General features: G+C 58.1%; 11 protein-coding genes and 1 riboswitch. Of the genes, 9 read left to right on the top strand and 2 right to left on the bottom strand.

Annotated features, from left to right (window positions below):
* Position 1: 1 nt before the first annotated feature.
* From ADICEAN_RS17755 to ADICEAN_RS21535, 7 genes are all read left to right on the top strand, one after another.
* A complete protein-coding gene (locus tag ADICEAN_RS17755; protein ID WP_394330771.1) occupies positions 2 to 157 on the top strand; it encodes an ABC transporter permease in 156 nt (51 codons plus the stop codon).
* A complete protein-coding gene (locus ADICEAN_RS17750) occupies positions 135 to 935 on the top strand; it encodes an ABC transporter ATP-binding protein (RefSeq protein WP_009197037.1) in 801 nt (266 codons plus the stop codon). Before ADICEAN_RS17755 ends, ADICEAN_RS17750 begins: the two co-directional genes overlap by 23 nt.
* Positions 916 to 1,929, top strand: a complete 1,014-nt coding sequence (locus tag ADICEAN_RS17745; RefSeq protein WP_009197036.1) for an MlaD family protein — start codon at positions 916 to 918, stop codon at positions 1,927 to 1,929. Before ADICEAN_RS17750 ends, ADICEAN_RS17745 begins: the two co-directional genes overlap by 20 nt.
* Before the next feature lie 379 nt (positions 1,930 to 2,308).
* Positions 2,309 to 2,511, top strand: a riboswitch (cobalamin riboswitch).
* A 137-nt stretch (positions 2,512 to 2,648) separates the two neighbouring features.
* Complete coding sequence (locus ADICEAN_RS17740; RefSeq protein WP_040397992.1) at positions 2,649 to 4,535, top strand: TonB-dependent receptor; 1,887 nt, start codon at positions 2,649 to 2,651, stop codon at positions 4,533 to 4,535.
* Positions 4,532 to 5,581: a DUF5074 domain-containing protein gene (locus tag ADICEAN_RS17735; protein WP_009197034.1), complete on the top strand. Its 1,050-nt coding sequence runs from the start codon at positions 4,532 to 4,534 to the stop codon at positions 5,579 to 5,581. Before ADICEAN_RS17740 ends, ADICEAN_RS17735 begins: the two co-directional genes overlap by 4 nt.
* Complete coding sequence (locus ADICEAN_RS17730) at positions 5,582 to 6,289, top strand: Dph6-related ATP pyrophosphatase (protein WP_009197033.1); 708 nt, start codon at positions 5,582 to 5,584, stop codon at positions 6,287 to 6,289. It begins immediately after the preceding gene.
* Between the two features lie 461 nt (positions 6,290 to 6,750).
* Entirely contained in the window at positions 6,751 to 8,088 is a 1,338-nt protein-coding gene (locus tag ADICEAN_RS21535) for a PAS domain-containing sensor histidine kinase (RefSeq protein WP_009197032.1), read from the top strand.
* Positions 8,089 to 8,111: 23 nt separating this feature from the next.
* On the opposite strand, the gene ADICEAN_RS21530 is transcribed toward ADICEAN_RS21535, so the two are convergent.
* Both ADICEAN_RS21530 and meaB read right to left on the bottom strand, forming a co-directional pair.
* On the bottom strand, positions 8,112 to 8,819 hold the full coding sequence (locus tag ADICEAN_RS21530; RefSeq protein WP_009197031.1) for a hypothetical protein: 708 nt from the start codon (positions 8,817 to 8,819) through the stop codon (positions 8,112 to 8,114).
* Between the two features lie 45 nt (positions 8,820 to 8,864).
* On the bottom strand, positions 8,865 to 9,872 hold the full coding sequence (gene meaB, locus ADICEAN_RS17715; protein WP_009197030.1) for a methylmalonyl Co-A mutase-associated GTPase MeaB: 1,008 nt from the start codon (positions 9,870 to 9,872) through the stop codon (positions 8,865 to 8,867).
* An 83-nt stretch (positions 9,873 to 9,955) separates the two neighbouring features.
* Here meaB and ADICEAN_RS17710 point away from each other — a divergent pair, with 83 nt between their 5' ends.
* Both ADICEAN_RS17710 and ADICEAN_RS17705 read left to right on the top strand, forming a co-directional pair.
* A complete protein-coding gene (locus ADICEAN_RS17710) occupies positions 9,956 to 11,146 on the top strand; it encodes an ABC transporter substrate-binding protein (protein ID WP_009197029.1) in 1,191 nt (396 codons plus the stop codon).
* Between the two features lie 42 nt (positions 11,147 to 11,188).
* A partial coding sequence (locus tag ADICEAN_RS17705) for a FecCD family ABC transporter permease (RefSeq protein WP_236612951.1) occupies positions 11,189 to 11,934 on the top strand: 746 nt, incomplete at its 3' end.

Raw genomic sequence — 11,934 nt, 5'->3', positions numbered from 1 at the left:
CATTGGGCTCATTAGCTGTTATACGGGCTACAATTCCGGCGGAGGTACGGTAGGCGTAGGCAAGGCGGCCAATACGGCGGTGGTGACCTCTATGTTCATGATTTTTATTCTGGATCTCTTAACCCTTCAAATTATTGAATTCTTCCGCGGAACATAAGGCCCCTGCAGCACGGGAGGAGGTAATACGCATCCGGGGACTCTACAAGTCCTTTGAGGAGCGCACCATTCTGAGCGGAGTAGACCTTAGCCTGTACCGGGGCGAAAACCTGGTGGTGCTGGGCCGCTCCGGCACCGGCAAATCCGTGCTAATCAAATGCATCATCCGCCTGATACAGTCCGATGCCGGCCGCATAGAGGTGCTGGGTAAGAATGTTCCGGAGCTGGATAAGGACGGACTTACGCTGCTGCGCCGGCAGGTGGGCTTTTCCTTTCAGATGAGTGCCCTCTACGATTCGATGACCATCCGGGAAAATCTGGAGTTTCCCCTGAAACGCAACCTGGATATTCATGATCCCAAAATATTAAATGAAAAGGTAATGGAATCCCTGGCCGATGTGGGCCTGGAGCGTACTGTAAACCAGTATCCGGCCGAACTTTCCGGAGGAATGAAAAAGCGGATTGGCATTGCCCGCACCCTTATTCTGCAGCCCGAGATCATGCTCTACGACGAGCCCACCGCCGGTCTGGACCCCATTACCTCAGAAGAGATCAACCAGCTGATGGTAGAGGTGCAGCGCAAATACGGCACTTCGTCCATCATCATTACCCACGATATCACCTGCGCCAAAACCACGGCCGATCGGGTGGTGTTTCTGCATGAAGGGGAGGTAGGCTACAACGGTCCGTTTGAAGGGCTGCTGACTACGCAAAATCCCCTGCTGAGCACTTTTATGGAATACTACAATTTAAAAGAACATGAGCGAGCAAGAGAATAGACGCAACGCCCGGCTGGGCTTTTTTGTGCTGATAGGGGTCATTGTATTTCTGGTAGGCATCTTTTTTATCGGCAGTGCCCGCAACCTGTTCAATGCCAACATTACGGTGCATGTGCTCTTCAATAACGTAAGCGGCCTGCAACGCGGCAACAACGTATGGCTGAGCGGAGTAAAGATCGGCACCGTGCGGGATGTGGAGATCGCCTCCGATTCGCTGGTGCTGGTGAGTCTGAAAATTCGGGAAAGAGACCAGCGCTTTATCAACCGGGATGCCAAGGCTTATCTGAGCAGCGAGGGGCTGGTGGGCAACGCCATTATTGTGATTGAGCCCGGTGTTATGCGCCAGCCCATAAACGATGGCGATACCATTGGCACCAAGTACATGACCAGCACCGAAGATATCATTAACCTGGCCCGCGATGCCGGCGAGCAGCTCATTACCGTAGCCGATAACCTGGGGCAGGTAACCCAGCGTCTGCTGGATGGGCAGGGCACCATAGGCATGCTGCTGTCGGATACCACCGTAGCCGATGATTTCAGGGCTACCCTGGCCAACCTGGAGGCCACCAGCCAGCGCACCAGCCGCATGAGCACCGAGGTAGGGCAGATGATCAGCAAGCTGCAAAATAACCGCCAGGGGGCCGTCTACACCCTGATGAACGATACCTCTTTTGCCGGCACCTACAGCACGGCCCTCGATAACATCCGCCACACCACCGAAAATGCCGCACAGGCCACTCAGGAGCTGCAGGCCCTCTCCCAACAACTGCAGCGCGATGATAATGCCGTAGGGGTACTCCTAAAAGACCCCAATTTTGCCAACAACCTGCAGCGCACCATGCGCAATGCCGCCGATGCCAGCCGCAAGCTGGATGAGAACATGGAAGCCCTGCAAAGCAACATCCTCTTCCGCGGTTTCTTCCGCCGCCAGGCCCGGGAGCGGGAGCGCGCCCGCCAGGATTCCCTGGAGCAGGTTATAGACAATAGACGATAGACAATAGACAATGGATATGGGGTCGGTAGCGGATGTGCTGGCGGCCCCCCTATGCTTATGCCGGCCTCTGATTCCGCTGTAGGTGCTGGCTCCTGTTGTTGGTGTTTTCACCAACAACTTTTCCGTCTGGCTGATAAATGATTTGTAGGTGAAACACCAACAAAGAGGGGGGGGTGTTTGGACGATAGACAATGGATACTAGACTAAAGTGGTAGCCCGCAATAGGGGATAAACTTGATAATGGACTGGGGCCGGTAGTTACGCAACTGCCGGCCCCTTGTCTTTAGTCCATCGTCCATTGTCTATTGTCAAATGTCCAACCCCCCCTTTGTTTAACATTTTGCTCCTGCATGCGCTGGCACATTAAAATTCTCCCCTTATCTTTACACCGGATTTTGGTTCTGCAGAGGGTATCGTTCTCTGCGGATAAAAAGGGAATCTTGTGAAAAACAAGAGCTGTCCCCGCAACTGTAAACGCCGCTAAGCTACCGTACCACTTCGGCCACTGTTCTGCCTCTGGGCAAATGGGAAGGCAACGGTAAGGGCGTAAGCCAGGAGACCTGCCAAAGATCCTTACTTAACCGTGGCTTTCGGGTGAAAGGCCAGGAGCACCTATGCTATACGCACTGCTTTCCAGAGGATTTTTGTGTACCTGCACCTGGGCCCCCGTACCCTTTTCGTGTAGGGCAGACGGCCTGTGGCCTTATTTACTCATAGGCTTGCTATGCCTTGCCGCTCCCCACCTGGCTGAGGGGCAGACAGGAGAGGAAAACGTACTGCCCGCCGCTGAGGTAACGGCTTTGCTGCATGCCCCCTTCACTGCGGGCCTCAAGCATCAAAAGCTGGATTCCCTAAGCCTGCAACTGCAGCGTGGGCAAACGCTTGCTTCCCTCCTGCAACAACGCACCCCCATTTACCTGCGCGAGTACGGCCCGGGCCAGCTGAGCACCATCAGCTTCAGGGGCACCGGCAGCAGCCATACGGCCGTACTCTGGAACGGCCTCAACCTCAACAGCCCTACTTTGGGCCAGACCGATTTTTCGCAACTGCCGGTGTTTGCCCTGGAAGGAGTGCAGGTGCAATGGGGGAGCAGCAGTGCGCTTTATGGGTCCGATGCGCTAGGGGGCACCATACAGCTGCAAACCCGCCCCCAGCACTGGCAGCAGGGCTGGGGGCTTAGGGCGAGGCAGGAGGCAGGCAGCTTTGGCGCTCGTTTCAGCGGCCTGGCCGGGCAGTGGACCAGACAACGCTGGCAGACCGACCTGCGTCTGTATCGCCAGAGCGCCGACAATGATTTTCCCTATACTAATACCCTGCTGCGGACCAGGCCCCGGGAGCAAAATACCCATAGCGCCTTTTGGCAGGAGGGGGTAGTGGCCCAGCTTGGCTTTAAACCTGCTGCTGAGCGGGAGTGGGGACTGCAGAGCTGGTGGAACCGCAGCTGGCGCCAGATCCAGCCCCCCATGGGCAGTATTATGGGTACCGACGAGCAGCAGCAGGAAGCCCTGCGGCTAAACCTGCAATACAAGCAGGTGGTGAAGCAGGGCCAATGGCAGGCACAGCTGGGCTGGCTCAGCGATGAGCTGGTCTATAATGGAGCCCAGTTTATTTCCCGCCAGCTCATTGCCAAAAGCGACTGGGAGCAAGACCTGGGGCCAAGCTGGCGGCTGCAGGCCGGCGGGCAATGGAGCCGGCGCCAGGCTACCAATGCCAATTATGAGGCAGCCGAAATCCGGCTGGAATCTTTTGCCCTGCTGCGCTGGCAGCCCCATAGCCGCTGGACCAACACCTTTACCATCCGCCAGGTGCTGGCCGATGGGGCATGGGCGCCACTGGCCCCTTCGCTTGGCAGCGAAGCCGGGCTGTTTTCCTTTCTTACCCTTAAGGCTGCCGCTGGCCGGCATTACCGCCTGCCTACGCTCAACGACCGCTTCTGGCCCTGGTTTGGCAAGCCGGAGCTAAAGGCCGAACAGGGCTGGCATGCCGAGGGCGGACTGGCAACCAACGCCCTGCCCCTGTTTGGGGGCAAGGCAAAGGCAGAAGCAACCCGCTACTGGCTCTTGATAGACGACTGGATTCTGTGGTTGCCTACCGTAGTGCCCGGCCCGGATGGTGAACCGCTCTCCGGCTGGGGCCCCCGCAACATACAGCAGGTGTACAGTCGGGGCTGGGAGGGAAATTTGGACTGGCAGCATGCCGGCGGCTGGTCGCTGGGTACCAACGCCGCCTATACCCGAACCGAAAATCGCCTGGCTCTGCATGCTTTTGATCGCACGGCCGGACGCCAGCTGCCCTTTACTCCTTACTGGAAAGCGGGGGGCTGGCTGCGCTGGCACCGCAAGGGTTGGCTGGCCGAGCTGAATCACACCTATGTAGGGCGGCGCTTTACCACCGGTGAGGAAGATCCTTTTAATAGTCTGCCGCCCTTTTGGCTGCTGGACCTAAGCGCCGGCAAACAGCTGCAGTGGCGCCGGCATTCTGTTTCCCTGCTACTGCAGGCACGCAATGTGCTGGATCACCAGTATCAGAACTATGAGCGCCGGCCCATGCCCGGCCGGCATTATAATCTAAGTATTACCTATTCTATTTTATCTCCTACCCCATGAGAATTACCACTTTATGGCTGCTCCTGCTGAGTAGCTGCCTGCTATTTGTTACGGCCTGTACCGATGAACAGCCCCAGCCCCCTGCCGCCTCCGATGCCCGGGCACTGCTGCTGGTAAACCAGGGCAATTTTAGTCAGGGCAATGGCTCCCTGGACCTTTATTATACCGATAGTCTGAAGGGGGTGCGCAATGCCTACGCCCTACAGAATGGCGAAACCCTTGGCGGTATTGTAGAAAGTGTAAGCATTGAAGATACCAGCCTGCTGATCATCACCAATGTATCGGATAAGCTGATTCTGGCCAGTGCCCGCAGCCTGGAGAAAAAATGGATGCTGCAGGATGCCGGGCGCCTCACCACACCGCGCTATGCTGCCTTTAGCCCGGAGCGCATTTTTGTGTCGGTCTGGGGCCCCTACGAATCGGACTGGTCGCTAAAGAATAGTTCGGTAGCCGTTATAAACCGCAGCAACGGCCAGCTGGAGCATTCCATTGCCGTGCCTGCTGGTCCGGAAGGAGTGCTGCTGGAAGGTGACCGCCTGTGGGTAGCCAACTCCGCTACCGATACCCTTACCATCATCAATACCACTACGCTGGAAATAGCGCGTAAGATCAAAACCACTGCCCGCCCCTCCAAGCTCCTCAAATCCGCAAACGGGCAGATTTGGGTACTGGCCGGCAGTCGCCTGTTTGCCTACAACTCTGCTACCTATGAGCTGCTGCACGAGTACAGCCTGCCGGCATCGGCCACCAAATGGCAGCTTGTAGACAATACCCTTTATTTCCTGACGCAGGAATACAGTGCCGATTGGAGCACGACCTACAATGCCCTTTACTCCCTTGCTATAGGGGGTGGCCATGCACAGCCTGTCAAGATCCTGGAGCAGGACAACGCTCGGGTATTTTGGATCGATCCGCAGCAAGGGGATATTTACCTGGGCATTGCCGCCGGCGTAGAGCCGGGAACGCTCCTGCGCCTGAGCGCCAACGGCACCGAGCTGGATACAGAGCCGGCAGGGGTAATACCGTATCAGCTTATTCTTCGCTAGATGACCCGGCCAAAAGTAAGTATTAGCTGGAGCAGCGGAAAAGACGCTGCTCTGGCTTTTTATAAAACTTTACAAACCAATCAGCTGGAGGTTGTACACCTGCATACCACCCTTAGCACCGGACTGCGGCGGGTGGGCATGCACGGCACCCCGGCAGCGCTGGTGGAGGCCCAGGCCCGGGCAATTGGGCTGCCACTTTCCCTTCTTGAGATCCCGGCCGATGCCACCAATGCGGCCTATGAAAAAGCCATGCTGGACTTCTATGCCGGATTAAAAGCGCAAGGGGTTGAGGGGGTGGTCTTTGGCGATATCTACCTGGAAGACTTGCGTACCTACCGGGAGGGCCTATTGCAGCAGGCCGGTTTGCAGGGCTACTACCCCCTTTGGCAGCTGCCTACCAACCGCCTGGCGGCTGAACTGCTACAGGAGGGAATTTCGGCGGTGGTGTGTGCGGCCAGTACCCGCTTTTTTGGGCAGGAGGCTGTGGGCCGTGCCTATGATGCTGCCTTTATTGCCGGGCTGCCCCAGGGCTGCGATCCCTGCGGCGAGCAGGGCGAGTTTCATACCTTTGTTACCCATGCTCCCTATTTCAGCCAGCCGGTGCCGCTGCAGCTGGGCCGGAAAGTGCTGCGACACTATGCGCTTTCGGCTCATGCCCAGAGCGAGCAGGGCATGTGGTTTATAGACCTGGCGGAAGATAAAGGATAAGCGCCCCGTTAGCCTCAGCCGGATTGGGGCAGCAACTGCACTTCAGGGCTATGGCCGGCAGGGCTGCCTGCAAGCAATAGGTAGCTTAATTTTTTAAAAAATAGGGCGCAAATGGTTAGGGCAATTAGAAATGACTGCAAAATGTAAGTGGCACATGATCAGCGTGTTTTATTGCTGTAGCGGATGAAAAGAGCAGAAGAACTACGGGGCTAAGAAAAAGGGATAACCGTATTCTTTTCTCTTATAATTTGCTCCTTTTTATATTTTTCCTGTTTTTTAGGCTTCAACAAAAACGTGGGAAGTTGTTGAGCAGAATACGCATCGTTTTAATAGGAGAATCCAGGCCCTTTGCTGCCACCTTACAAAAAAGGATAACAGCAGAACATGAAGATTCTGAAATTGCACTATTAGAAGATATAGCTCAGCTTTCCGACTATCTGCACCTCAGCGCCCCACATGTTGTGGTGCTGCATACCCTGGAGCAGCCTGAAACCCTGCTGCACTCACTTCAGCAACACACATCCCTCATCAGCCGTCTGCGCCTGCTGCTGGTATGCCCTCCCCTGGGCGAGGATCTGGCCATTGCCTTTATACGGGCAGGGGTAGCCGATATTGTGCATGAGCACAAGCTCGAGCAGCTTAGCGAGGCTCTGAGCCGGCTCCATTCCGATGTGGTTCAGGAGCTTGCCTGGCAGCAGGAAGAGCAGGGTAAACTTACCTACCACCAGCTGCGCAACCTGCTGCGCATGACCCCCGTGGGGGTGTTTCGCTGCGATGCCGAAAAGAACTGCATTTATGTAAATGACCGCTTCTGCCAGATCACCGGCCTGAGCCCGGAGGAGGCCATGGGTACGGGCTGGCAGAAGGCACTTCACCCCGAGGATGCACCCCTGCTGGTGCGGGACTGGTATGATAAAAAAGGAGTGGTAGAAGAAGTGAAAACCATTTACCGTTACCAGAAGCCCGCCACCGGCGAGCTGGCCTGGGTAATTGGGCAGAGTATTTCCGAAACCGACCGCAAGGGCAATGTGGTAGGCTATCTGGGCTCCATTACCGACATCACCCGTCTGAAGGAGGCTGAAGAAGCCCTCAGGGAAAAGAACAAGTCGCTAAGCAAGACCAAGCAGGAGCTGGACAGTTTTGTCTACAGCGCCTCGCACAACCTGCGGGCGCCGCTTACCTCCATGATGGGGCTCATCAACCTCATTCGCATGGATGCCCGCAAACCGGAGGCGCTGGACCGCCTCTGCATGATGATGGACCATAGCTTGCAGCGGCTCGATGGCTTTATCCGGGATATTGTAGACCATTCCCGCAATGTGCACCTGAGCCTTCAGGTGGTAAAGACCGATCCGGAAGCCTTGCTTCAGGAAGTGCTGGACGAGTTTGCCCATCAGGATACCTTTGGGGATATAGAAGTTTCGCTGCAGCTCCGGAAGGATGCTCCCTTTTTTACCGACCCTACCCGCCTGCGCATTGTGCTGCGAAACCTGATCTCCAATTGCATCCGTTACAAGAACATTGCCCGCCAGCCCCGCATCTGGCTGGAAGGGGAGATAGGCCCTAAAGAAGCCTCTTTTTACATCCGGGATAATGGCACCGGCATTCGGGAGGAGCACCAGCCAAAGGTGTTTGACATGTTCTACCGGGCCGATGAGTACCGCAGTGGCTCCGGCCTGGGGCTCTACATTGCCCGGGAGGTGGTAGAGCGCATGGGGGGCAGCATCAGCCTCAGTTCGGCCCAGGGCAAGGGCACCAGCGTACAGCTGCAGCTCCCCAACACCCCTGCTGCTTCCTAAGCGCCTGGCCCTGGCGGGCAGGTTTAGTCCTGCTCCTCTATCTCCTTTTCGTCTTTTGAGGGGCTGTCGCCGGATTCATCCAGCTGGTTTTCAAATTCGGTAACAATCAGCTGGTTGTTGTCTAGCTCATACACGATGCGGCGCACAATTTTTTCCTGGGCCGCCGAGTCAAAGCCCACGGTTCTGAATTCGCGCACTACCTGCCCGGTCTGGGGGTAAAAGATATCACCCCCCTCATAATCGGCACTGAGCTGCTCGCTCAGGGGCTGCATGTCTATGGTTTCGAAGGTATAGTTGCGGCTGAGCTCGTGCAGGCGCATCTGGCCAGACTGCCGCTTGTTCTGGCTGCGGGTTACAATGCCGATCTCGGGCAGGCTGTCCCGGTCAAAATCATTGATCCAGCTCTGGACCACGCCTCCCTGGTGATGCTGGGCAAAGGAAACATAGTTGCCGGTGGTGCTGTCGGCCATCAGAATGGTATAGCCGCCGGTGCTGTCGGTACCCCAGCTCATCACCAGAAAATAGAGATTATCATTCCACTTGTGCAGCTTTTTGTACAGGATGTAATTGTTGAGGTTCAGCCGGGCATCGTGGCTGGTCTGTTCGGGAAATTCGGCAGCAAGGCTTGGCTTTTGCTTTTCGGGTTCCTGGCAGGCCCAGAAGGCAAAGGTGAAAAAGGCAAACAGGAGCAAAAGCGGGAGAATGGTGCGCATCATGTAGCGTAAACGCATGTGGTAAATCAATTATTCTAGTACGGTAGGGAAAAGGAGGAGTTGCTAGTCGCGCATGCTTTCTCGAAAAAGGCTAAAGAGCTGATGGGCAGCCCCTAAGGCGCCCGTCTGCCCCTCTTTTACCTCTTCCTCGAGCCGCTGTCGCTGGCCGGCCACAGCCGGATGGCTGTAAAAGTACTGCTTTAGCTGATCTTTCAGCGCGCTGTGCATCCAGGCCAGGTTCTGCTGCCGTCGCTGATGCTCAAAATAGCCCTTTTGGCGGCTGTGGCGCTCGTATTTTTCAATCATCTCCCAGATGGCTTCCAGGCCGTTGCCCTCCTGGGCCGAGCAGGTAAGCACGGGCGGAATCCAGCCGCTGGCCGTGGGGGGGAAGAGGTGAAGCGCATTTTTGTAGGCTGCCTGGGCCTGGCGGGCAGCTCCCTTATTGGCGCCATCGGCCTTGGTAATGGCCAGGCCGTCGGCCATTTCCATAATCCCTTTTTTGATGCCCTGCAGCTCATCGCCGGCGCCGGCCAGCATCAGCAGCAGAAAAAAATCAACCATATTGCGCACGGCCGTTTCGCTCTGGCCCACCCCCACGGTCTCGATCAGGATCACCTCAAAGCCGGCGGCTTCGCACAGCAAGAGGGCCTCTCGGGTACGGGCCGCCACCCCTCCCAGCGCACTGCCGGCCGCCGAGGGACGGATGTAGGCCAGGGGGTTGTGCGAGAGCTGTTCCATACGGGTCTTATCGCCCAGAATGCTGCCGCCGCTGCGCTGGCTGCTGGGGTCTATGGCCAGTACGGCCACTTTTTTGCCAAGGCCGGTAATGTAGGTGCCAAAGCGCTCAATAAAGGTGCTCTTGCCCACGCCCGGCACCCCGGTAATGCCCAGGCGAATGGAGCGGCCGGTATGGGGCAGGATCTGGTCCATCACCTGCCGGGCCAGTGCCTGATCGTCGGGCAGGCTGCTTTCGGCCAGGGTAATGGCGCGGCTCAGCAGCAGGCGGTCGCCGGCCAGCACGCCCTCGGCATAGGCGGCAGCAGATAAGCGGGGGCGGCGTATAGGGCTCATTGGGGTAAAACTACGGAGATGGGGGCAGATTCACAATTGGCCCGGGCGTTGCATGCGTAGCGGGGCCTTTGTACCTTAGCCCCATGATCCTGCACCCCCTACTAGCGGCCCTGCGCTGCCTGCTGTTGCCTGCCCTCTTTTCTGCTCTGCTCCTGACCAGCTGCTCGCCCGATGATCGGCGGACTGCCGAAGAGGGGGGTGCCCCGGCTGCGGAAGCGGCCTGGCAAGAGAGCCGCATTGCCCATGCCCAAAATTTTACGCTGGAGTACCATCCGGGCTATAAACTGCTGCAGGTAAAACAGCCTTTTCCCGGGGCTATCCGCCCCTACACCTATCTGCTATTGCCCCGGGGCCAGGCCCTGCCTGAAGGGGTAGCGGCCGATGCGGTGGTGCGCATTCCGGTGCAGCGCCTCATTAGCCTCAGCACCACGCACCTGCCTGCCCTGGACATGCTGGGGGAGACCAATACGCTGGTAGGCTTTGCCCAGGCGGAATTCATCAGCAGCCCGGCTCAGCGCCAGCGGCTGGAAGGGGGGCAGCTCACCAACATCGGCAGCACGCAGGGCATGAGCCCCGAGCAGCTGCTGGCCCTGCAGCCCGACCTGATCATGGCCTTTGGCATGGGGCCCGACGATGGCAGCCTGCAACTGCTGCACCGCACCGGGGTGCCCGTAGTGCTCAATGCCGATTTTCTGGAGACCAGCCCCCTGGGCCGGGCCGAGTGGATTAAGTTCATGGCTGCCTTCTTCAATAGGGAGCAACAGGCCGATTCGGTTTTTGGGCAGATCGCCCATCGGTATGATTCTCTCAAAAGCCTGACCCGTGGGGTGCAGCAACGCCCTGGCGTTTTTAGCGGGCTGGTCTATGGCGATGTCTGGTATATGCCTGGCGGGCAGAGCTGGGCTGCTCAGTTTCTGGCCGATGCGGGTGCTGACTACCTTTGGGCTGATACGGAATCGGCCGGCAGCCTGCCGCTTCCTTTTGAGGGGGTCTATGGCCGGGCACATGCCGCCCCCTTCTGGATCAATGTGGCGGATACTCCCAGCCTGCGGGCGCTGGCCGCTGCCGATGAGCGCTACACCCGCTTCAGGGCATGGCAACAGGGGCAGGTCTATACCTACAGCCGGCGCAAAAATCCGGGCGGCGGCCTGGAGTACCTGGAGCTGGGCTATGCCCGCCCCGATCTGGTGCTGGCCGATCTGATCCGGATCCTGCACCCGGAGCTGCTGCCCCATCATGCCCTGTATTTCTACCAACAGCTACCGCAGGAATAGGGCTTTGCCCTTCGGCCCGGAATCCGTAAGTTTACCCCCCAGATGCAATCCGCTCCCCCTCTTCGCTGGATGCCCCACGGCTGGATCTGGCGCCTGCTGCTGCTGGTGCTGGGCCTGCTGCTGCTTTTTCTGGCAGACCTGAGCCTTGGAGCGGTGCACATTCCCTTTTCTTCTCTCTTACGCATACTGGGCGGCAGCGCATCGGCCGATCTCTCTATGTGGCAGACCATTGTACTGGATTTTCGCCTGCCCAAAGCCCTTACGGCCGTAGCGGCAGGCAGCGGGCTGGCGGTGGCCGGCCTGCAGATGCAAACCCTGTTTCGCAACCCCCTGGCCGGACCCTTTGTGCTGGGCATCAGCTCGGGGGCCAGCCTGGGCGTGGCGCTGCTGCTGATGGCGGGCAGCCTGGGAGTAGGGGCCTTTCTGGCACCCGACTGGCTGCCCTGGCTTACGGCCGGGGCGGCAGCGCTGGGCTCGGCCGGGGTGCTGGTGCTCATCTTTCTGGCGGCCCTGCGCCTGCAGGATAGCATGGCGCTGCTGATCCTGGGCCTGATGGTGGGCAGCCTTGCCGGGGCGGTCGTTAGTGTGCTGCAATTCTACAGCGGGGCCGAAAAAGTGCAGGCCTTTCTGGTCTGGACCTTCGGCAGCCTGGGCGGCGTTACCTGGCCCGAGCTGCGGGTGCTGCTGCCCCTCGGTGGCGGTAGGGCGTGCTGCTGTCGCAATTGCTGGCTAAACCCCTCGAATGCCCTCCTTGCTGGGCGAGCGTTATGCCAGCAGTGTGGGGGTAG

This window comes from Cesiribacter andamanensis AMV16, from assembly GCF_000348925.1.
Classification (GTDB): domain Bacteria; phylum Bacteroidota; class Bacteroidia; order Cytophagales; family Cyclobacteriaceae; genus Cesiribacter; species Cesiribacter andamanensis.
Note: the sequence above shows the minus strand (reverse complement) of the source record. Positions and strands in the feature narration are given on the sequence as shown.